This window comes from Promicromonospora aerolata (assembly GCF_042682255.1).
GTDB classification, from domain to species: domain Bacteria; phylum Actinomycetota; class Actinomycetes; order Actinomycetales; family Cellulomonadaceae; genus Promicromonospora; species Promicromonospora aerolata.
The window spans coordinates 3,107,755-3,127,924 of the sequence record NZ_JBHUHF010000001.1; the positions used below are offsets into that span (position 1 = coordinate 3,107,755).

The window sequence follows — 20,170 nt, forward strand, 5'->3', positions numbered from 1 at the left end:
CTGCGTGACACCCGGACGCCCCTGCACGTCCAGTGGGATTCGGCACCACCGTATCCGGCGCGGAGGTCAGGGGACGAACGGATGGCACCCGCCCCCGAACCGATAGGCTGCTGGACCATGTCGCGACTCGATCTCTGGAGACATCGCACCGAGTGGCCGCTGATCGGGGTGGCCGTGATCTTCCTCATCGCCTACGGGCTACCCATCGCGCTCCCCGATCTGCCGCGCTGGGTCGACGTACTCTCCGGCACCCTGATGACGGTCGCCTGGTTCGTCTTCGCCATCGACTACGTGGTGCGGCTCAGCCTCGCCGACGACAAGTGGCAGTTCGTCCGGCGCTACTGGCTCGACCTGCTGGTCGTCGCCCTCCCGCTGCTGCGTCCGCTGCGGCTGCTGCTCCTGGTCAAGGTGCTGCAGCGGTTCAGCCGGACGGGCGTCCAGCGCCTGCGCGGCCGTGTGGTCACGTACGCCACGGGCGGGACGGCTCTGCTGATCCTCACCAGCGCCCTGGCCATCACGGACACCGAGCGGGGCGAGCCCGGCGCCACCATCGAGAGCCTCGGCGACGGCTTCTGGTGGGCCATCACCACGATGACCACCGTGGGCTACGGCGACCAGTTCCCTGTGACGACGGCCGGCCGGTTCATCGCGGCCGGTCTCATGGTCGGTGGAATCGCCCTGCTCGGTGTGGTCACCGCGACCCTGGCGTCCTGGATGGTGCAGACCGTCGAGGAGGCGGCCGAGGACGAGGCGACGGCCACCCGTGCCCAGGTCGAGGGCCTGGCCGCGGAAGTCCGGGCGCTGCGCGACGAGCTCGCCCGGACCCGCGACGTCGAACGGGCCCGGGCCGACAGCGACCCACGCTAGCCGCGGCTCAGTACCGCGGCGGGGTGCCCCAGGGCGGTGCGTCGGGACCCGGCGTCGGACCACCGGACCAGCCGGGACCGTAGCCGTCCGACGGGCCGCCGGCCATCGCCTCGAGGCGGCGGATCCGGTCCGGCATCGGCGGGTGCGTGGCGAACAACCGCCCGATCCCGGCGCCCCGGAACGGGTTGGCGATCATCAGGTGCGACACGTTGGTCAGGTCACGGTCCTGCGGCAGCGGCGCACGTTGCGTGCCCTGCTCCAGCTTCTTCAGCGCCGCCGCCAGCGCCAGGGGGTCACCCGTCAGGCGGGCGCCGTCCTCGTCGGCGTCGTACTCCCGCGTGCGGGAGATCGCCATCTGGATCAGCATCGCGGCGACCGGGGCGAGGAGCGCCATGGCGAGCGCGGCGAGCGGGTTACCGCCCTCACGGCGGTCACCGCCGCCGAAGAAGAGCAGGAACTGCGCCAGCGCCGTGATGACTCCCGCCAGCGCGGAGGCCACCGACGACGTGAGGATGTCCCGGTTGTAGACGTGCATGAGCTCGTGCCCCAGGACGCCGCGCAGCTCGCGCTCGTTCAGCAGCTCGAGAATGCCCTCGGTGCAGCAGACCGCCGCGTTCTTCGGGTTGCGACCCGTGGCGAACGCGTTCGGCGCCTTGGTGGGGGAGATGTACAGCCGCGGCATCGGCTGGCGCGCCGCGGTGGACAGCTCCCGCACGATGCGGTGCATCTCCGGTGCCTGCAGCTCCGTCACCGGGTAGGCGTGCATCGCCCGGATCGCGAGCTTGTCGGAGTTCCAGTACCCGTAGGCCGTGGTGCCCAGCCCGATGAGCACAAAGATCCACAGCATGCCGGACTTGGCTCCGAAAAGTACCCAGAGCCCCAGGATCACGGCCCACATGCCACCGAACAGCGCGGCGGTCTTCAGCCCGTTGTAGTGCCTGTGCATCGCACTCCTTTCCTCCCAGCCGAACGCGCCGCGCCGGTCGGCGGTTCCCAGGAGCAATGATCCCGCAGCCGGCCCCCGACGTGTCAGACGCACAGATCACCGGAGTGACCTGTGCGTCTGACACGTCGGGGCGGGTGGTTCAGGCCTGCGGCCTGCTGATCGCGATCATCTCCTCGCGGGAGACGACCTTGATCCGCTCGCGGCCCTCCGGCTCGCCGAGCGCACGCTCGTGGGCGTCCAGGAGCTCCCAGCCGGACCACTCGACGTACTCGACGCCCTTGCCGGTGAGGAACTCGGTGATGGCCTCCGGTGCGCCGTGCGACGCGGTACGGCCGCCGTCCAGGTCACCGGGCGCCTCGCCGTCGGCGACCCCCGTGACGTCCTCGACGAGGTGGCGGACCGTCTCGGACGCGTCGGACTTGGTGTGGCCGATGAGCCCCACCGGGCCGCGCTTGATCCAGCCTGTCGCGTACACGCCCGGAACCTGGTTGCCGTCGATGTCGATGACCCGGCCCTCGCGGTTGGTGATGACGCCCTTGACGTCGTCGTACGGGATCTCCGGAAGGGCCGAGCCGAAGTAGCCCACGGCACGGTAGACGGCCTGGACCGGCCAGTCGGTGAACTCGCCGGTGCCCTTGCTGGTGCCGTCGCCCTGCAGCGCGGTGCGCTCGGTACGGAACCCGACCACCTTGCCGTTCTCGCCGAGCACCTCGGCCGGGGCGTTCAGGAAGTGCAGGTGCAGCCGGCGCGACGCCGTGTTCTGCGCCGGGTCCTTCAGCGTCCAGTCCACCAGGGTCTTGACGACCTGCTTGGTCTGGTTCGACGAGTTGATGGCCGCCTCGGAGCCCTCGTCGAAGTCGAAGTCCTCCGGGTACACGACGATGTCGACGTCGGGCACGTGGCCCAGCTCGCGGAGCTCCAGCGGCGAGAACTTCACCTGGGCCGGACCGCGGCGCGCGAACACGTGCACGTCGGTGACCGGGGAGGACTTCAGGATCTCGTACACGTTGGCCGGGACCTCGGTGGGCAGCAGGTCGTCCGCGTGCTTGGCGAGGATGCGGGCCACGTCGAGGGCGACGTTGCCGGCACCGATCACGGCTACCTGCTCCGCCTCCAGCGGCCAGGTGCGCGGTACGTCCGGGTGGCCGTCGTACCAGGACACGAAGTCCGCGGCACCGTAGGAGCCGTCCAGGTCGATGCCCGGGATGTTCAGCTCGGCGTCCTTGATGGAGCCGGTGGAGAAGATCACCGCGTCGTAGAACTGGCGCAGGTCCTCGAGCTTCACGTCCACGCCGTAGTCCACGTTGGCGAGCAGACGGATGTCTCCGCGGCTCAGTACCCGGTGGAGCGCGACGATGATCTGCTTGATGCGCGGGTGGTCCGGGGCCACGCCGTACCGCACCAGGCCGAACGGCGCGGGAAGGCGCTCGAACAGGTCGATGCTGACGTCGAGGTCGGTCTTGGACAGGATGTCGCTCGCGTAGATGCCGGCAGGGCCGGCGCCGACGACGGCGACGCGCAGGGGTCGGGTGGTGCTCACGAAAGGGGCGCCTTCCGGGTCGAGGTCAGGAGGGAAGCGAAGGCCGGTCCTGATTCTACCGACAGGGTAAGGATCGCCTCACCGGGCGTCTCACCTTTCACGCCCCGCGTGCCGGATCCTCACCTGCTGGGCTGTCCGGTGCCGACCTCCGCGACCGCGCGCCGCAGGGCCTCCGCGCCGCTGCCGCCCATGGCACGAAGGGGGCTGTACGCAGGGATGACGGTGGCGGACGTCGCACCGTCGGACACCTTGAGGGCATCGATCGTTCGCGTCCCGTAGACGGCCTGCACCACACCGGCCTGTGCCGGGCGACGCACGGTCCAGGCAGGCGCCGTGCTGCGGCGCCCGGCCCAGACCTCGATCTGGCCGGCCGCGACGACCAGCGCCATGGGGCTGCCCCCGACGCCCATCAGGCCGGGCACCCTGTTGGCGTACGCCCCGGCCTCCTCGACGGACTCCGCGGTCGAGTACGCCGGGATGACCACGACGTCCTGACGGCCCTGCCGGGCGTTCGTCGCCACGCCCTTGGAGCGACCGAGCATCACGGCGACCGTGATGCCACAGATCACGAGGACGATCAGGAGCGCGATCCACAGGCTGCTGTCGCCGATGCCGTCACGCTGGATGGTAAGGACGAGCCGCACGACCGAGACCAGGGCGAAGACGACGAGGGCGCCGATCCAGAGCTTCTTGCGGGCGTTGGCGTTCATGTCTGCTCCGATGGTGTAGCGGTCGGGGTGGGCTCGAGGCTCTGCTGTTCCTCGAGCCACTGCTGCTGGGACCACTCGTCGTAGCGGTCCTGGGCGGCCTCGCGATGACGATCGTCCAGCCAGACGGCACCGAGGAACAGTCCCGTCGCGACGACCATGGCGAGCACGATGAGAAGCGTGGGGCGCAACGGCTCCCAGAGCCTGGTGTAGTTCCCCAGGTCGCCGATGAAAAAGCGGTAGCCACCCAGCACCCAGAACGCGAAGAAGCAGACAACCAGAACCAGAACTATCGCCAGGATGGTGGTCAGCACGCTCGGATCGTCCGACGGGAGCGGCGGCGCCGCGGAGATCATCCGCGCACCACGGGGTGCAGGGAGAGAACTATCGAATCGAAGAGCTCGAGCATCGCTTCGCGAAGCGGGACGAACGGCGTGGTGAATGACACCTGGAGAATCTTGTCGAGGCCACGACGCTCTGTCCAATAGTCGGCCCTGAGCTCGGGCAGCATCGGATTGCCCTCTGCATCGGTCCGTTCGATCTCGCTCTGCCGCACTGCCCGCAGCACCCACCCGTCGTCGAGCTTCTGCTGCTCGACGTCGGCGCCGGACAGCGAGCCGGTGATGCTCGCGATCAGCTCGTCCTTGCTGGAATCGGTCACCTGATAGGGGAACACGCCCATGGTGCCGGTGATCGCGACGTCACCGACGTCCATGCTGAAGACGGCCAGGCTGAGCCCGCCCTCCTCGGCCGCGCCGTGAGCGGCCTGGGCGAGGTGCTCGCGTGCCTCTCGCCGGGCGCGGGCCCGGTCGTCCCGTCGGCCGAGCCGGCCGACGACGATCTTCCGCACCGCGCCGTCGATCTGCGCGGGGTCCGTCAGCGGGACGGTCCACCAGCCGCGCGGATACACGAACGCCCACGAGGTGGCCGCCGCGCGGAACGCAGCGGCAGCAGCAGCCTGGAGATCGGCAGGACCGTCGTCAGGCTCGGTCCCGACCTCCGGCCCCGTGGCCTCCGTCTCCGTACTCACTCCAGCCCCAGCTCCTTCGACAGCGCAGACCCAGGCTTGACTCCGTAGTAGGCATGCGAGATCAGATCGCCGAGCTCGACCTCGATGTCGTCGACCAGGTGTGCATACACGCTCTGGAACTCAAGCCGAACCACCTCGTCCTTGCCCTCGCTGAAGAAGGTGACGATCCAGTAGATCTGCACCTCGCCCGCAGCGTTGACCGTGTCGATTGCCTGCACGATGAAGGGGCCGAAGTCCACCTCACCCTCGTCAACGTCATAGGAACTGATCGTCACGCCAGGCACCTGCGGTACCCGTGCCGCCTGCTTGCGGAACTTTCGGTACGCCTTCGTCCCGTTCCCACGGTCAGGGAACGTCCTGATCAGTACACCGGCGCGGGCCTCGTGGTCGTGCTCGGCAGGGAGCCAGACGCCTGCGCCCCACGCGTTGCCGTCCCTGTCCTCGACAGCGTCCTGGTCCATGGCACGAATGGCGCCGATCACGGCGGCATTGCCAACGCCCCACTCCCGGGTAGCTGCGATCTCCTCCGCGCCCTCGCTACCCATACCCGTGACCCAGAAGATCCAGTCCTCGCGTTCCGGAAAGGTGAAGACCTGATCCTCGTCCCACGGACGCCACGACTCCCCCTGCTGCTCCATCGCTTGCTCCCCCTCGTTTCTCACCAGGTACGCACGTCCCGATACAACAGGGTCGAGTTGGCGGCGACGTCCGTCGCGTACGGTACAAGAGCCGACCCAAAGCTGCCGACCTTCGCCGGGTTGAGCGAGCCGAGGCGCCCCATGGTGCCGACATAGCCCGTCGCGTTCTTCGAGAACTGCGCGATGTCGTCGACGTTGCGCAACGTCTGATAGGCGCGCGCCGCCTCGCCGTGACCCATGAAGTTCATGAACCGTGCCTTGCCGGTGAGGCCCACGAAAGACGCGGCGCCGGACCTGAACCAGCTCAATGGGTTCAGCTTGCTGTATGGGACCGTCTTGAAAGCCTTGGTGGCGCTGGACATCGCGTTCCGCACCGCGGCCCGATTGAGCGGGCTGCCGAACTTCGAGGTGTTCCGCACCAAACGGGTTTGACGCGCAGCACCCTGAGCCATCCCCTTGGCTGCAGCGGCCTTACCGAACGCCCCGACAAACCGCCCGACACCGAACGACGCGACACCGATCACGCCGAGCAGCACGTTCACCCAGTCACCCTCGCCATGTGCCACCAGCGCGATGTCGGCGACGAGCGCGGCGACCGTCGCGATGATGGCGATGGCCGTCAGGATCTGGCCGAGGATCGGCACCCAGCCGAGGAACAGCGCCGCGATACCCGCCCACATGGCGATCTTGCCCGCCCACTTGGAGACGAAGCTGGCGACCTTCGAGCCCCACTTCTCCCACCAGCCGTCGTTGAGATCGTCCGCCTCGACCGCGTCGGTGATCGCGTCGGCAGCCGTGCCAGCCTTGGTGTGCCAGCTGCTGACGACGCCGGGCAGCTCGTTGATGATCCCGGTGAGCACACCTCGTGAGGTCTCGAGGTTGGAGTTCGCGGTGCTCAGTGCCGAACGGGTCGCCGGATCGAGCTCCTCGCCCGAGGTCCGCGACGCCGAGACGGCGTCGTCGAGGTTGCCCTGCGCCGTGCCGGCGGTCCGCTCGTCCTCCTCGACCGCGTCCTGCGCGATCCGCGCGCGGTCGAGCAGGGCCGACGCCGCGTCCTGGGCGTCCTGATGGTCCACCGCGTACTGGGTCAGTGCGGAGGACGCCGCGCGATAGCGGGCCTCGGCCTTGTTGACCTCGCTCCGGACGTCCTCCGCCCGCTCGCGCAGCTTGTCGACCGCGTCGGACTCGAAGCCCTCCATGTCCTCCATGATCCCGAGCGAGCGGTAGGCGCTCGCCATCGCGTTCGCGATCTCGCCGTAGTACGTGCCCGCCGACTGCGACACCTGCGGCTCACCCGGAATGGGGTTGGACGGTGCCAATGGTTCCCAGCTCACGCTTCTACCCCTCCTCGAGGCTGTTGCCGAGCGTCTTGTCGACATCCTGAAACTGGTCACCCACGGCCGTGGTCAGCTCCGCAAGGTTCGCGATGCTCTCGCGCATCTTCTCGCGGCGCCCCTTCCACTTCGTGGAGAAGTCCCGGACGGCGCCCGCGAGCTTGTCGTCGCCGACCGCGTCAGCGACGGACTCGGCGTAGGCGTCCGCGCCCTCGAACTCGTTGACGATCGACGTCAGCTGGTCTCCGGTGTCGGTCAGCAGCCTGACATCGACAACAAGTTGGTCCCCCACGATGTGCCTCTCGGTGTGTTTGACCTGCGGACACGTAGCAGGGCGGCTCCAGGCCGTTGCCCGGAACCGCCCTGCTACGAACTGGCTGAGGTCGGTCTCAGATGCCCGAGGCGAGCTGCTGGTCGGTGTCCTGCAGCGTCTGAGCGGCCTGCTCGAGGAACGAGGCCATACCCTCGATACCCTCGATGGCCTGCTTGGCACCCGTGGTGAACTCCTCGTAGGACTGCTGGAACTTGCCCGAGGCCTGGTCCGTCTGGAAACCAGAAGCCACCAGGTTGTTCACCTGCGAGGACAGGTTCTGCAGCGTGTCCATGATCTGCTGCTGACCGTTACGCAGCTGACCCGCGGTACCCCGAAGCTCCTCGTAGGTCACGTTCATGTTCGCCATGAGTAATCCCCTTCTCGATCTGAATCCGGCCGACCCCCACGGCCGGTCCGACTGCCCACACACTAGCGACGCCGCACGAACCCGTCGATGGGGAGCGGTACCCATCAGCAGGTTGATGAACGACGTGCTCACGGTGTCGCTGAACAGAGCGTAGGGGCCCGTTTCCCGCAACGCCCGCAAAGTCCTCCGGCCGGGCCGGCGCACGCACGCGCCACGGCTGACGTGACGTCCAGGGCCCTTTCCGAGCCGAACCGGACGGATCTTGTTACCGTCGGGCTGGCCCGGACGGGGACGCCGGGAGCCGGGGATCGGAGGATTTCGATGAGCGACGTGGTCTGGATGAAGTATCGGCGAACGTCGCAGCGCGTCTTCGTCTCGGACCCCCTAGCCACTCCCGAAGCCATCCGGCCCGCGATGACGCGGTTCGAGCAGGCGTACGCCGCGGCCGCGGCCCCCGAGAAGCCGAAGTGGTTCACGTGGGTCGCGAAGCACTGGTACCTGACGTACGTGCCGCCGATGGTCATCGTGTACCTCGTGCTCGCACGCTCCGACCTGGCGACCGTACAGAGGATCATCTACGCCGTCGTGATCGGTTTCTTCGCCGCCAACCTGATCGCCCTCGTGGTCACGGGTATCGCCGAGAGGCGGGCCAGGAAGGCTGCCAACACCCACGCAGCGACGATCGCCAGGGCCGACAAGAACCGCACCGTCCGCGTCCTCCCGGAGCGCTACTGGGTCTCGGCGACAGCCGTCCTCGACGCCGCTCCGACGCAGGAGGAGACGGTGCACCGTCTGGTCTGGCGGATAGCCGCCGTCGACGACGTGCGGGCCGATGCCGACGCCTCCTCGGCGGCCGACCGGCTTCTGGACCTCGAACGGCAGGTCAGGGCCAGCTGACAGGGACAGCTGACAGGGACAGCTGACAGGGACAGGACCGCGCCTCTTGGGCAGCGATCGGCATTCGCCCTGGTCGAACAGGAAGGGCGGTCCCGGACCGTAGTCCGGAACCGCCCCTCCGTGCCGGCTGTTCGCGCTGGGTCTCAGATGCCCGAGGCGAGCTGCTGGTCGGTGTCCTGCAGCGTCTGAGCGGCCTGCTCGAGGAACGAGGCCATACCCTCGATACCCTCGATGGCCTGCTTGGCACCCGTGGTGAACTCCTCGTAGGACTGCTGGAACTTGCCCGAGGCCTGGTCCGTCTGGAAACCAGAAGCCACCAGGTTGTTCACCTGCGAGGACAGGTTCTGCAGCGTGTCCATGATCTGCTGCTGACCGTTACGCAGCTGACCCGCGGTACCCCGAAGCTCCTCGTAGGTCACGTTCATGTTCGCCATGAGAACTCTCCTTCTTCAGATCCCGGCCGGCCCCCACGGCCGATCCGACTGCCCATGACAGTACGGAGACGTGTATGGGGCGTCGATGGGGAGCGGTACCCATCAGCCGGGCGGGACCAGCGCCCGAGACACCATCACTGGCGGTTGCGCTTCGCGCGCTGCTTCTTGAGGTGCTTCAGGCGCTTCGCGCGGTCCTCGGCCGACAGTTCCATGACACCGACGTCATCGGCCCCGTCACTGTCCTGCGACGAGGGACCGGCCCGGAACGCGCGGACGCCCAGCACGAGCGAGGTCAGGAGCAGCGCTCCCGTGAGCACCCAGAAGATCACGTGGGCGACGTCGGGGATCCCTGGCATGAGTGCGGCGATCGTCGTCGACCAGGCGAGCCCTGCCGGCAGCATGGCGAGGAGCAGGCGGCCGTTCCATCCCCAGCCCGCCATGTAGAACCGCATCACCCCGTCCGTAAATCGAGTGGGGCGCACCGGCTGGAGCGAGAGCGCGATGTCGCCGGCGGTCGGCGGCCCGAACGTGCTCCCGCGGAACCCGTAGGCGGTGAACGACAACTTCTCGCCCGCGAAGGACGGCCGCAGCGACCGGACGACGTACACGAACGAGAGCACGGCCAACGGCCAGGACGCGGTCAGCACGTGCCAGCCACCCGGTCCGATGATGGCGGCAAGGAAGACCGCGCTGACGAAGAGCGTGATCGCCTGTCCGACCGGAACGGTGTCACCACCCTGCCCGCCGGTCAGGAGCGACTCCGGGTCGTCGTACGCGAGGAATCCGGCGGACCCCATCAGGAGCGCGACGGCGACCAGCCAGATCGACAACCACACGAGCCCGATCAGCAGATAGCCGAACGGGCGCAGGACCACACCCGCGGAGCTCGGCCGCTCTCCGTCGTTCGTCGACCGCGCAGGGTCTCCGGCAACCAGCTCTGGCATTGGCTCTCTCCTTGCTCGATCTCAGATCCCGGCCGAACCCGCTGTGGAGCCCCAGAACCTCCGGTAGAACGTTCGCGCGATCCACACCGCCGACCAGATCCAGAGCGCAGCTGCCGCTGCGCCGCACACCGCTCTCACGCCCATGGGAACGTCGATCGCGAGCGCCGGCACCACGAGGATGAACGCCACCCCAGAGGGAATGGCCGCCAGCCCGGCACGGCCATCGATGTTCCACCCGGACATGTAGAACGCCATCAGCAGGTCGGTGAACCGGTTACGACGAACGGGCTGCAGGGACAACGAGGTACCGAAGAGCGTGGGCGGCCCGAGGGTGGTGCCCGGAGGCACCACCTCTGAGTGGGAGAGCCTCTCCGCCGAGTACGCAGGGCTCAGTGCCCGCACCGCGTACAGGAAGGAGAGCACCGCCAGCGGCCACGTCGCGCACGGCAGGTACCAGGTCAGCACCGGCCCCCAGATCACGGCGAGGATGGGCAGCACGAGGATGCCGGCGACGATCCACGAGCTCGTCGACTGGTTCTGGGCAAGGTCCCCCAGCGTCATGTCGCCCCGGATCATCGCGTACACGGGAAGGGACCAGGTCAGCGCGACGACAACGGCCCAGAGGGCGAGCCACACCAGTCCGATGGCCAGATAGCCCCATGGTCGGAGCACCAGCATCCGCGTACTCGGTCGAACCGCATGCTCGGAGGAGGAGGCAGTGCCGTCCGCAACAACGTCGTCCATCACTCTTCCCTCGTGGTCGTCAGCACTTGTGGGCGTGAGACTAGCTGCCCAGCCCTCGGGACGCCCCACCGAAGATGCCTTTCACGTGGGCTGCCGGACACGTACGGTACTCACGTGATGGACGGACCGACGATGGAGACAGATGTGAACCAGGTGAGCTGGCTGGTGACAGGGAAACGGTCGGCGAAGGTGCTCATCACCGCGCCAGGAGCCGAGGCACGAGCGGCGGAGGCGGCCGACCAGCTGGACGCCAACCTGCGCCTCAACGAAAAGCTTCTCCATCCCGAGGACGAGGCACCTGGTTGGTTCCGTGCCGTCAAGAAGACGGGGTACTGGTGGTTCCTCATCTGCGTTGCCATCGCCCTGCCGATCGTTCTCCTGGTCGGTTCAGGAGGGGTGGGCCAACGCATTGCGATCGGGCTGACGGTCGGCCTCGGGCTCGGCTTCGTCAGCAGTGCGGTTCTGGGATCCATCGGCAACTATCAGGCGCGCAGAACGATACGTGCGAAGGCGCACGCCACCGTTCAGGAACTGGCTGCCATCGCGCGCACTGCCCCTGCTCGCGCGGAGGAAACTGCTGCGGCGGTCATCGGGGCCGACGCTCGCCTCGAGAGCCAGGTCCATGACCTCCTGTGGCGCAGCGCCCTCCCCGACACGGCGGACGGCCACGCCGCACGGGCGGACCTGGATGCCCTCACCGCACGTGTCGCTCCCGAGACTGCCTCTCGGCAGAAGACCGCCGACGAGGAGCTCGAGGCCAAGCTCGCCCAGGTCCGCAAGGACAACGGGCTCTGACGGATCACTCCGCCGCGCGAGCCTCTGCCGACACCTGTGCCTCCTGGAGCACGGGCTCGCGCGTCGGAGGCACCTCCGGGAACGTGATCGAGTCGACGATCTCGTTGAACAACAGCGCGAACGGCTCTGCCTGCGGGATCTGCGGGACATTGGCGCGGATGGCAAGGATCTTGTCGACGCCCTCGTAGGGATACGGCACGAAGTACTCGAGGCGCATCGTGAGAAACTCCTCGCCGTCCTCCCCTGCTTTCTGTCGGGCCATCTCGTATCGCCGTGCGATCTCCCCGCCGTAGCTACCGCTCGCGACCTCGGCACCCGGGAAGCCCTTGGTCAGAGCTTCCTCCGTCCCGTGCTCACGACGCACCTCGAGCGCACCGTCCGGCCAGTCTCGGTCGGCCATGAGGATCGCCGCCGGGAACGGCACACCCGGAAGGATCTCCAGCGACATCAGGTAGGTATGGATGCCGGCCTTGACCGCCTCGCGTGCGACAGTGACCGTCTCCTCGAGCATCTGCCGACGCACACGCGCCAGCCGGTCCCCGCTCCCGACCTGCCGCTTGACGAGGCGCTTGACGAACGCCGTCGTCTCCGCCTCGTCACGAAGGGGAATCTGCACCCAGGTCCCCGGCAGGATGAGACGCAGCTGTCCGTCGGCTATCTGGACCTGCTTCGCGTCAACCGTCACGCCACCGTCTCCGTCTCGATCTCGACGCGTCCGAGCAGGTCGAGCGCCGTCGTCGGCAGGTCCTCGAAGAACGCGGTGTTCGCGGCCACGACCACGAGATCGACGACGTCGCCCGTCCCGTGTGGAAACAGCCCGAGCTGCACGCGTTCCTCAAGAAGTGACCCTGCCGTGAACTCCTCCACCGGAAGATGCCCGATCAGCAGGTGCGCGCCGTGCACCTGCCCGCTGGGGACCTCCGACTGGATGTCCTGCTTCCCCATGATCTGCGCCTGCTCGATCTCGTCCACCACGGAATTCAGGCGCGCCTGGTAGGTCTCCACCGGGACGCCACGCTGGAAGGAAAGCGTCAGCATGGCGTCGACCAGCACCGAGGCCGGGTCCGCCACCAGGACGGCCGCCTGGACAGTGGACACACCCATCCCGGCGACAGCTCGGCTCACATCGAGAAACTGCTGAGCCAGGAGGGTCACCGCATCCGGGACAGGCGGCTCGCCGTCGCCGAGCAGCCCGCCGGCGAGCTCAACGGCCCAAGCATCGTCCGTGGCGCCGACCGGGATCTGATGCCAGAGCTCCGGCAGGTGGAACCTGTACTCCGCGACAGCTTCCACGTCAGCCCACCAAGCTCTTGAAGTCGTTGAAGAGCGTGTTCGGCGCCTGGATGGCCGTGTTCCACGATCCACCCGCGTGCGAGCTGCCCAGCCCCACCGAGGCGCTGGCCTCATCTCCACCGTGCTTCCCGCTGCCGTTGAACGCGTCGTACATCGAGTTCATCCCCTTGCCCACGTCGCTCAGCACGGTCGCCGCACTGACCGCCATCGCCGCATTGGCAGGTCCCACAAGGGATGCGCCCTCCGGCAGGATCTTGGAGAGCTGGTGCAGGTCGTTCGCGTCGCGGAACAGGACGCCGCCCATTCCGTCCTTGAACGGGAGCGGGAAGGCATTCTTGGTGCTCCGCCCGATGGCCCCGGCCCAGCCGACGTCACCGCTCTTGAACGCCTGCAGCACCTTGGCCTGTGAGTCCGAGCGCACGAACGGCGACAGGAGCTTCTGCGAGGTCGAGGTGGGAATCCGCGACGTCATGACGTCGTCGATGTACTTCGCGCCACCCCGCGCCGAGGCGATCGCGTTGTACGTGGACGTGGACTGCGTGACCGTACGGAGCTTGGCGACCTTCGTCAGGTGGGTCGCGATCTTTCCGCCCGCGAGCGACAGGACACCGAGCCCGACGCCGACGACCAACCCGCGGACGCCGATCTCGCCCTTGGCATATTTCACCACTGAGTCAATGATCGCGAGGATCGCACCAATGGCTGCAAGTGCGACAAGGACCTGACCGAGAATAGGCACCCAGGACAAGAAGATAGCCAGAATGCCAGCCACGTCGCAGATGATCTTGGCGATCTTGTAGAAGCTGTCCCACGCCTTGCCCGCGTGGTCCCAGAACCCGTCCTCGAGACCGTTGACCTTGTTGCCCGACACGACCTCCTCGATCTTGGAGATCGCGGTGCTCGCCGCCGCGTTCTTGTCGCCGTGACCGCTGTTCCACTCGGCCTCGGCCTGGGTGATCTGGCTCTGGAGGGAGGTGACGGCGTTGTTCGCGTTCGTCTGCGCACGCTGCGCGTCAGCCTTGTCCGCGTCGCTCGCGTCCTTCGGCAGGTCGTCCACACCGCTCTCGGCGCTCGACGCCGTGGCCTGTGCCGCCTCGAGGTCGGCGCGGAGCGTCCGGAGCTTGGCGGCGGCGGGGTCGGCCTCGTTCTTGGCCCCACGCAGGGATGCGCCGTACGTCGTCAGCGCCTCACCCGTGTAGGAGTAGCGCTCGCGCGCCTTCTCGATGTCCTCGCGCACCTCGCCGGCCAGCGTGCGCGTCTTCTCCATCGACTTCGCCGTCGTGTTGGTGTCGTCGACGATCTGCTGCAGGGAGGAGACGGACCGGGCGATCGCCTCGGCCAGCTCGGTGTACTTACGGCCCTTGGCCTCTACGGTGTTGGGCTCACCGTCGAGCTCCTGCCACTGTGTGTCGCTCATCGCTCTCCCCTACTTCGCAGCCGCGTCTTCGAGGGCCTTCGCCAGCCCGGTGTCGACCTCGTCGAACGCTTCCGCGATCTGCGTGATGATCCCGGACAGCTTCTTGACGTTCTCGAGCATCTCGCCGCGCTTGATCTCCCACTTGTCGGCGAACTCGTTCACCCGGTCGCGGAGCTCGTCGTGGCCGGTCGCGTCGGCGGCGCCCTGCGCATTCCCGTCGGCGTTCTCGAGCTCGCTGGTGATCGACTTGAGGTCCTCACTCAGCGTCAGCAGCTGATTCATGTCGATCGAGAGATCGTAGCCAGCCATCGTCCACCCCCTGCTTCCTCGGGTCAGGTTCTCATCTGAGCAGAACCGTACCGGCGCCCACCGCGGGGCGGCCATGGGGAGCACTCCCCATGACCGCCCCGTGGTGGGCCCTCAGCAGGACGACCGGCCGATCAGTCCTCGGCTCCGAGCACGAACGGTACCTGCACCCGGACGTTCTTGCCGCGCGCGATCCAGGCGCCGCGTCCGGGCGGGAACTCACCCTTCGCGGCCCGCGGGAGCCCGGTCTTGAGGATCATGTCGCCGTCCATGTTCTCCGGCTGCAGCAGCAGCCCGCGCCGACCGCTCTTGACCTCCGACAGCAGCGGCCAGGTGGCACCCCAGGAACCTGTCTCGGCCTCGGCCACCAGCAGGTGGTCCGACTTCTTGATCGCCTTGGTGAGGTCCTGGATCGCCTTGTCGGCGGGCGTCTGCAGGTAGTCGTTGATGCCCTCGATGATGACGACGACGCCGGGGGCGGTGTCCTCGTCCTGCACCGCCGCGAGCAGGTCCTTCGCCATGTCGGCGACCTTGTCCGCCCCGACGGCGACGTCCTCCCACGTGACCTCGCCCGCGATCGGCGAACGCGGCTGCGCGAACAGGTAGAGCCGGGCGTGCGGGTTCGCACGCTGGACCGACTGCGCGATGTGCACCAGGGCGTTCGAGCGGCCGGACCCCGGAGGGCCACCCACCAGCAGCGTGCCCGTCGGGTCGAACGGCAGCGGCTGCAGGGCGATGTTGTCCAGGCCGAGCACCGGCTGGCCCTCGACCGAGGGGGGCAGCTCCCGCGAGGAGTACTCGCCGGGCAGCACCCGGACCGAGGGTGCTGGGCGCACGCCGGCCCGACGCATCGACTCCGCGAGCCGGTCGGTCGCGGCCGCCTGCTCCTGCACCGACTTCGTACCGCCGACCACCGCGACCTGGACCTCCAGGGAGTCGACCACGGCGCGGCCTGCGGGCGACGTCGCCGTGACGATGTCCCGCGGCGCGTTGAAGGCGAGGTAGCCGTCGTCGGTCATGCGCAGCAGGATGTTGCGCTGCACGAGCGACCGCACGTAGGTCGGCACCGCGCCCGACCGGTCGGCCGTGAAGACGACGTGGATGCCGAGCCCACGGCCGTCGTTCAGGATGTCGCGGAACGCCTCGAACCACTCGGCGCGGCCGGCACCCACCTCGTACTCGTCGCGGAAGTTCGCGAAGCCGTCCACCAGCAGCAGGATGCGCGGCACGTCCTGGCGGCCGGTGACCTGCCGGTACTCCGTGACGCTCGCGGCGTTCACCGCCGCGAACGCGTCACCGCGGCGCAGCAGCTCGTCACGCAGCATCCGCATCACGCCGACCACGCGCTCGGTGTCGTCGCCCTTGGCGATCGTGCCCACGTGCGGCAGCGCCTCCAGCATGCGCAGCGCGCCGGCCGCGAAGTCCAGGCCGTACACGTGCACGGGGCCGCCGCGCGGCGTGATGCCGGCCACCGCGGCGAGCGTGCGCAGCGCCGTCGACTTGCCGGAACCGCCGGTGCCGTAGACGCCGAGGTGGCCGTCCTGGTCCGGGTGGAAGTACTGCGGTGCCTGCGCCTGGTGCTCCGGGATGTCGGCGACGCCGATGAGGAGCTCCGAGTCGGTGCGCTGGTACAGGCGGGTGAGGTCGTAGACGTCGGCGAGCGAGTCGAGCCACGGACGCCGCGGGACGGGCAGCCGGCCGCGCTCGAACGCTTCCTGGACCCGGGCGACCAGGCGCTGCTGGTCGTTCGGGCCGAGGTCCGCCTCGTCGACCGAGACGTCCGACTCGACGACGGGCTCCTCCCACCTCTCCTCCCGGCCGAAGTGCAGGCGCGCGACCTCCACCTTGGCCCGCTCCGGGGCCCGCGTGCTCCAGGCACCGGCGTAGCCGGACTGGAAGGCCTGCACGCGGCCCGGCCCGGTCTTGACGAGCCCGCGGCCGGGGATCGACGGGTCGATGAACGCGGCGTCCTTCACGTCGACGACGTCGGAGGAGTCCGACTCGTCAGCCATGCGGAGGGCCACGCGCATGTTCGTGTTGGCCCGCAGGTTGTCCTTGATGACACCGGCCGGGCGCTGGGTGGCCATGATCAGGTGGATGCCGAGCGAACGGCCACGCTGGGCGACGTCGACGACGCCGTCCACGAACTCGGGCACGTCGCCCACCAGGGCCGCGAACTCGTCGATCACGATGACCAGGGCCGGCGGGGTCTCCGGGTCGCTGCGCTTCTCCAGCTCGAGGAGGTCCTTCGCCTTCTTGCGGTTGAAGAGGTGCTCGCGCCAGTGCAGCTCGGCCCGGAGGCTGGTGATGGCCCGCAGCACCAGGTGGGGCGACAGGTCGGTCACGAGACCCACGCAGTGCGGCAGCTGGACGCAGTCGGCGAACGCCGAACCGCCCTTGTAGTCGACGAACAGGAACGTGACGCGGTCCGGGCTGTACTCGGCGGCCATGGCGAGCACCCACGCCTGGAGGAACTCCGACTTGCCGGCACCCGTGGTGCCACCCACCAGGGCGTGCGGGCCCTGGGTCCGCAGGTCGAGGTGCTGGGCGTCCACACCGGCGGAGCCGACGATCGCACGCAGGGTCCCGGGACGCTTGCGCTGCGCTCCCTGGCCCGTGCGGTCGTAGACCGACAGGTTCTGGCGCCAGCGCTCCATGACCGCGTCGGGGCTCTCGAACAGGTCATGGCCCAGCAGCGCCGGCATCGTGATGGAGCGCGGCAGGTCGGAGGCGTCCTCCACGATGGCGCCCGCGTCGAACACCGGGGCCAGCCGGCGCCCGTACTCCAGCGCGGTCTTGCCGTCCACCTCCTCGAGCACGATGTCGTCGACCCAGCGGCCGAGCCGCACCATGCCGACGCGCGGGCCCTGCTGGCCCACCTCGACGAAGGTGCGGCACGCCGCGGGCAGGCCCGACGTGTCGGCCGAGATCCACAGGGGGTAGACGCCGGCGTCGGCCCCCATCTCGGCGAGCTGGATCAGCCGGGCGCGGTCCACGTCGATGTCGTCGGAGATCACGACGACCACCGCGGGGACCGGCGACTTGGTCCCGGAGTCCCCGCCGCTCTTGTCGCCGACGTCGCCGCCACGCTCCAGCGCTGCCTTGTCCTCGCCGATCGCGCCACGGCGCTGGCCGCCCCGTGCCGCCTTCAGGCGGGTAGAGATCAGCTCTTCGAGCTGGGCCAGCAGACGCTGCGCGCCCGAGGCGGAGTCCGCGAGGTGGTGGCCCTCGACCGGGCTGTGGGCCGACGACGTGTGCGGGATCCAGGTGAGCCACTGGAGGTGCTGCGTCCAGACCGGGCTGACGATGCTGGTCACGACCAGCTCTGACGGCGAGTGCAGGCCGGTGAGCTGCAGCAGCACGGCGTTGAGCGAACCGATCACGCGCGAGGGCGGGCCCGCGAAACCGAGCGCACCCGCGTCGTACAGGTTCTCCACGACGGGCACGCCGTCGACGTCCTTGTACTGGTCGACCAGGGTGTCGAGCAGCTCCTGGTACTCCTTGATCAGGTGGCCCTTGCCGGCGGTCTTCACCGTGTTGCGGGACGGCATGGTGCCGAGCCCGAAGCGGACGTTGAGGAAGCTCCAGTGCTCCGGCCGGCGCGTCCACAGCAGCGGGCCGTGCCGCATCGCCTCCACGTAGACGTGCTGGGTGGCCGGCGCCTCCCGGAGGCGGACCGAACGCTCGGTCTCCTTCTCGTCCTTGAGGACCTCGCGCAGCGAGGCGAGCTTCTCGTCGAACCGGGCGACGTCGCGCTCCAGGCGCTTCTTCGCCTGCCTGCCCTGGGTGACGTAGTTGCCGATCATCATGATCGGCGCCATCGCCACGAACAGCAGGGACGCGGGGCGTTCGGTGATCATGAACATCGCGCCGCCCATGAGGACGGGCGCCAGCAGGGCGAGGAACGGGAACTCCCGGGGCTCGGTCTCCTTGGGAGCCTCGGGAGAGTCGAACTCCTCACCGTTGTACCGCGCCTCGACGCGCGGCGAACGGGTGAACGAGACCGGGCCCGCCTTGGGCGTCACACCGGTGATCGTGGCAGGCTTGCGCGCCTCGATCGTGACGGCCGTGTCACCGAGCACCACCCGCTGGGAGCCCTCGATGCGCAGGCGCTGCACGTGCTCGCCGTCCACCAGGATGCCGTTCGCCGAACCCAGGTCGACGACCTCGACGTCGTCGGACACGTCGAGCCGGAGGTGCTTCTTCGAGACCATCGGGTCGTCGACCACGACGTCGCACTCCTGCGAGCGCCCCAGCACCCACGAGCCCTCCGTGAGCTCGACGGTGCCACCGCCCTCGATGCGGACGGCCGCGCGGACGGCGTCGGACCCCGGGTAGTCGAAGCCGGGCATGGCCTGCTCCACCGACGCCACGAAGGCGCCGGAGCCGATCCACGCCTCACCGAGCGCGGCGTCGGCGGGCAGCCGGACCGGCCGGTCCTGGCCCGGCAGCTGCGCCTCCAGCGTGCGGGACCGACCCGCGGCGCCGGGCGCCGCCGGGTCCACCCTGGCGATCGTGTCGGCGATCTCGCCGATCCGAGCACCGGCGTCCGCGGTGACCACGACGTCGTCGTGGCTACCGTCCGAACGTACGAGCGTCACCTTGACGCGCATGAATCCTCCCCGTCACTTCTGCTTGTTCTGGGGGCCGCCGACGACGGCGCCCACCACCCCACCGACCACGGCGCCACCGGCCGCGATCAGCCACGTCGACCCCGTCGTGAGCACGCGCCCGAGCGCACGGTAGGGGTCCAGGAAGTCACCGGTCCCGGCGCCCGTGAACAGCACCGTCCCGAAAACCACTACTACCCAGACGATCAGTCCGCCGCCGATGGCTCCCGCCACGACGAGCTCCGGCCGGCTCCGTACGGGCTTGCTCATGCGGTCGCCCCCTTCTCGTGCTCCGGCTCGTCCAGGAGCGGCAGGTCCGACTGGGTCACCAGGCGGGAGGCCACCGCGTACTCGACGAGCCGGGCACGCCGGTTGGTCGCCAGGGCGCCGGGACCGCCGCGCAGTCCCTTCACCCCGATCCGGTCGAGCTTCTCGCACACGTTGTCGAGCTTGCGGTTGAACCGGGTGCTCGCCCAGCCGAGCCGCCGGGCGGCCGACGCCGACGAGGGGATCTCGCTCAGCCCGGTGCCCTCCCGGCGCAGCATGGGCTCGGCGAGCGCCACGATGAGCTGCTTCTGGCTCTTGGTGAAGCTGATCGCGCCGATCGTCGTGGCGCCGGAGTCGTCATCGTCCTCGGACCGGATCTCGTGGTACGGCGCGTTGTCGAGCTGCGCGGTGATCTCGTACGTCGTGGGCCCGGCCGTGAACACTATCGACGTCGTGGGGAACACCATGGGCAGGCGGTTGCCCGGCGGGAGCCAGGACTGCACGCCGCCCCCGGCGTCGCACACCGTCGCGGAGATGAGCGAGCCGACGTTGGACAGCCACCAGATGCCGTCCTCGTGCGCGATGCGCAGGAAGCGTCGGTGCAGGTAAGGGTTGTCGTCGATCGCGAGGTCGCCCTCGCGGCCGATGTCGAAGGTCGCGTCCTCCTCGGACGGCCGAAACCATTCTCCGGCGAACTCGATCGCTAGGCCGTTCATCCACT

Annotated in this window: 22 protein-coding genes; 3 read left to right on the plus strand and 19 right to left on the minus strand. The window is 68.8% G+C overall.

Annotated features, from left to right (window positions below; genetic code table 11):
- The first annotated feature begins 117 nt into the window (after window positions 1-117).
- Complete coding sequence (locus ACFSL2_RS13970) at window positions 118-867, plus strand: potassium channel family protein (RefSeq protein WP_377198437.1); 750 nt, start codon at window positions 118-120, stop codon at window positions 865-867.
- A gap of 7 nt (window positions 868-874) precedes the next feature.
- Here the strand turns inward: ACFSL2_RS13970 and htpX are convergent, their stop codons facing one another.
- The 9 genes from htpX to ACFSL2_RS14015 all read right to left on the minus strand — a co-directional run bounded on the left by htpX (window position 875) and on the right by ACFSL2_RS14015 (window position 7,742).
- The gene (gene htpX, locus ACFSL2_RS13975; protein WP_377198438.1) at window positions 875-1,813 is read right to left on the minus strand and encodes a zinc metalloprotease HtpX; all 939 of its coding nucleotides are present in this window, start codon (window positions 1,811-1,813) and stop codon (window positions 875-877) included.
- Between the two features lie 139 nt (window positions 1,814-1,952).
- Window positions 1,953-3,353 carry an FAD-dependent oxidoreductase gene (locus tag ACFSL2_RS13980; RefSeq protein ID WP_377198439.1) on the minus strand — a complete coding sequence of 467 codons (1,401 nt, stop codon included), beginning with the start codon at window positions 3,351-3,353 and terminating at the stop codon, window positions 1,953-1,955.
- 119 nt (window positions 3,354-3,472) lie between these two features.
- Window positions 3,473-4,063, minus strand: a complete 591-nt coding sequence (locus ACFSL2_RS13985) for a hypothetical protein (protein WP_377198440.1) — start codon at window positions 4,061-4,063, stop codon at window positions 3,473-3,475.
- On the minus strand, window positions 4,060-4,374 hold the full coding sequence (locus ACFSL2_RS13990; protein WP_377198441.1) for a hypothetical protein: 315 nt from the start codon (window positions 4,372-4,374) through the stop codon (window positions 4,060-4,062). The genes ACFSL2_RS13985 and ACFSL2_RS13990 overlap by 4 nt, the downstream gene beginning before the upstream one ends.
- A 38-nt stretch (window positions 4,375-4,412) precedes the next feature.
- On the minus strand, window positions 4,413-5,090 hold the full coding sequence (locus ACFSL2_RS13995) for a hypothetical protein (protein ID WP_377198442.1): 678 nt from the start codon (window positions 5,088-5,090) through the stop codon (window positions 4,413-4,415).
- Window positions 5,087-5,728 carry a hypothetical protein gene (locus ACFSL2_RS14000; protein ID WP_377198443.1) on the minus strand — a complete coding sequence of 214 codons (642 nt, stop codon included), beginning with the start codon at window positions 5,726-5,728 and terminating at the stop codon, window positions 5,087-5,089. The genes ACFSL2_RS13995 and ACFSL2_RS14000 overlap by 4 nt, the downstream gene beginning before the upstream one ends.
- Window positions 5,729-5,748: 20 nt before the next feature.
- Window positions 5,749-7,062, minus strand: a complete 1,314-nt coding sequence (locus ACFSL2_RS14005; protein WP_377198444.1) for a hypothetical protein — start codon at window positions 7,060-7,062, stop codon at window positions 5,749-5,751.
- Window positions 7,063-7,066: 4 nt separating this feature from the next.
- Window positions 7,067-7,354, minus strand: coding sequence for a hypothetical protein (locus ACFSL2_RS14010; RefSeq protein WP_377198445.1), 288 nt, complete (start codon window positions 7,352-7,354; stop codon window positions 7,067-7,069).
- Between the two features lie 97 nt (window positions 7,355-7,451).
- Entirely contained in the window at window positions 7,452-7,742 is a 291-nt protein-coding gene (locus ACFSL2_RS14015) for a WXG100 family type VII secretion target (RefSeq protein WP_357465031.1), read from the minus strand.
- Between the two features lie 321 nt (window positions 7,743-8,063).
- On the opposite strand from ACFSL2_RS14015, the gene ACFSL2_RS14020 reads away from it, so the two are divergent.
- Entirely contained in the window at window positions 8,064-8,639 is a 576-nt protein-coding gene (locus ACFSL2_RS14020) for a hypothetical protein (protein ID WP_377198446.1), read from the plus strand.
- Between the two features lie 143 nt (window positions 8,640-8,782).
- On the opposite strand, the gene ACFSL2_RS14025 is transcribed toward ACFSL2_RS14020, so the two are convergent.
- The 3 genes from ACFSL2_RS14025 to ACFSL2_RS14035 form a co-directional block, all read right to left on the minus strand.
- Window positions 8,783-9,073 carry a WXG100 family type VII secretion target gene (locus tag ACFSL2_RS14025; RefSeq protein ID WP_357465031.1) on the minus strand — a complete coding sequence of 97 codons (291 nt, stop codon included), beginning with the start codon at window positions 9,071-9,073 and terminating at the stop codon, window positions 8,783-8,785.
- Between the two features lie 134 nt (window positions 9,074-9,207).
- A complete protein-coding gene (locus ACFSL2_RS14030) occupies window positions 9,208-10,017 on the minus strand; it encodes a hypothetical protein (protein WP_377198447.1) in 810 nt (269 codons plus the stop codon).
- 21 nt (window positions 10,018-10,038) lie between these two features.
- Complete coding sequence (locus ACFSL2_RS14035) at window positions 10,039-10,689, minus strand: hypothetical protein (RefSeq protein ID WP_377198448.1); 651 nt, start codon at window positions 10,687-10,689, stop codon at window positions 10,039-10,041.
- A gap of 261 nt (window positions 10,690-10,950) precedes the next feature.
- On the opposite strand from ACFSL2_RS14035, the gene ACFSL2_RS14040 reads away from it, so the two are divergent.
- Window positions 10,951-11,556, plus strand: a complete 606-nt coding sequence (locus tag ACFSL2_RS14040) for a hypothetical protein (protein ID WP_377198449.1) — start codon at window positions 10,951-10,953, stop codon at window positions 11,554-11,556.
- A 4-nt stretch (window positions 11,557-11,560) separates the two neighbouring features.
- Here the strand turns inward: ACFSL2_RS14040 and ACFSL2_RS14045 are convergent, their stop codons facing one another.
- The 7 genes from ACFSL2_RS14045 to ACFSL2_RS14075 all read right to left on the minus strand — a co-directional run bounded on the left by ACFSL2_RS14045 (window position 11,561) and on the right by ACFSL2_RS14075 (window position 20,165).
- Window positions 11,561-12,241, minus strand: coding sequence for a hypothetical protein (locus tag ACFSL2_RS14045; RefSeq protein ID WP_377198450.1), 681 nt, complete (start codon window positions 12,239-12,241; stop codon window positions 11,561-11,563).
- A complete protein-coding gene (locus ACFSL2_RS14050) occupies window positions 12,238-12,849 on the minus strand; it encodes a hypothetical protein (protein ID WP_377198451.1) in 612 nt (203 codons plus the stop codon). Before ACFSL2_RS14050 ends, ACFSL2_RS14045 begins: the two co-directional genes overlap by 4 nt.
- A 1-nt stretch (window position 12,850) precedes the next feature.
- The gene (locus ACFSL2_RS14055) at window positions 12,851-14,266 is read right to left on the minus strand and encodes a hypothetical protein (RefSeq protein WP_377198452.1); all 1,416 of its coding nucleotides are present in this window, start codon (window positions 14,264-14,266) and stop codon (window positions 12,851-12,853) included.
- Window positions 14,267-14,275: 9 nt separating this feature from the next.
- Window positions 14,276-14,548 (minus strand): hypothetical protein, encoded by a 273-nt coding sequence (locus tag ACFSL2_RS14060; RefSeq protein WP_377198453.1) that lies wholly within the window; start codon window positions 14,546-14,548, stop codon window positions 14,276-14,278.
- Window positions 14,549-14,706: 158 nt separating this feature from the next.
- Window positions 14,707-19,185, minus strand: coding sequence for an FtsK/SpoIIIE domain-containing protein (locus ACFSL2_RS14065; protein WP_377198454.1), 4,479 nt, complete (start codon window positions 19,183-19,185; stop codon window positions 14,707-14,709).
- A 12-nt stretch (window positions 19,186-19,197) separates the two neighbouring features.
- Window positions 19,198-19,452, minus strand: a complete 255-nt coding sequence (locus tag ACFSL2_RS14070) for a hypothetical protein (protein ID WP_377198455.1) — start codon at window positions 19,450-19,452, stop codon at window positions 19,198-19,200.
- Window positions 19,449-20,165 carry a hypothetical protein gene (locus ACFSL2_RS14075; RefSeq protein WP_377198456.1) on the minus strand — a complete coding sequence of 239 codons (717 nt, stop codon included), beginning with the start codon at window positions 20,163-20,165 and terminating at the stop codon, window positions 19,449-19,451. Before ACFSL2_RS14075 ends, ACFSL2_RS14070 begins: the two co-directional genes overlap by 4 nt.
- Window positions 20,166-20,170: the final 5 nt, after the last annotated feature.

Excerpts from the sequence above, each read along its gene's own strand:
- ACFSL2_RS13970 (WP_377198437.1), top strand. The coding sequence starts at position 118 with ATGTCGCGACTCGATCTCTGGAGACATCGCACCGAGTGGCCGCTGATC.
- htpX (WP_377198438.1), bottom strand. The coding sequence starts at position 1,813 with ATGCACAGGCACTACAACGGGCTGAAGACCGCCGCGCTGTTCGGTGGC.
- ACFSL2_RS13985 (WP_377198440.1), bottom strand. The coding sequence starts at position 4,063 with ATGAACGCCAACGCCCGCAAGAAGCTCTGGATCGGCGCCCTCGTCGTC.
- ACFSL2_RS14000 (WP_377198443.1), bottom strand. The coding sequence starts at position 5,728 with ATGGAGCAGCAGGGGGAGTCGTGGCGTCCGTGGGACGAGGATCAGGTC.
- ACFSL2_RS14015 (WP_357465031.1), bottom strand. The coding sequence starts at position 7,742 with ATGGCGAACATGAACGTGACCTACGAGGAGCTTCGGGGTACCGCGGGT.
- ACFSL2_RS14020 (WP_377198446.1), top strand. The coding sequence starts at position 8,064 with ATGAGCGACGTGGTCTGGATGAAGTATCGGCGAACGTCGCAGCGCGTC.
- ACFSL2_RS14025 (WP_357465031.1), bottom strand. The coding sequence starts at position 9,073 with ATGGCGAACATGAACGTGACCTACGAGGAGCTTCGGGGTACCGCGGGT.
- ACFSL2_RS14030 (WP_377198447.1), bottom strand. The coding sequence starts at position 10,017 with ATGCCAGAGCTGGTTGCCGGAGACCCTGCGCGGTCGACGAACGACGGA.
- ACFSL2_RS14055 (WP_377198452.1), bottom strand. The coding sequence starts at position 14,266 with ATGAGCGACACACAGTGGCAGGAGCTCGACGGTGAGCCCAACACCGTA.
- ACFSL2_RS14060 (WP_377198453.1), bottom strand. The coding sequence starts at position 14,548 with ATGAATCAGCTGCTGACGCTGAGTGAGGACCTCAAGTCGATCACCAGC.
- ACFSL2_RS14065 (WP_377198454.1), bottom strand. The coding sequence starts at position 19,185 with ATGCGCGTCAAGGTGACGCTCGTACGTTCGGACGGTAGCCACGACGAC.
- ACFSL2_RS14070 (WP_377198455.1), bottom strand. The coding sequence starts at position 19,452 with ATGAGCAAGCCCGTACGGAGCCGGCCGGAGCTCGTCGTGGCGGGAGCC.
- ACFSL2_RS14075 (WP_377198456.1), bottom strand. The coding sequence starts at position 20,165 with ATGAACGGCCTAGCGATCGAGTTCGCCGGAGAATGGTTTCGGCCGTCC.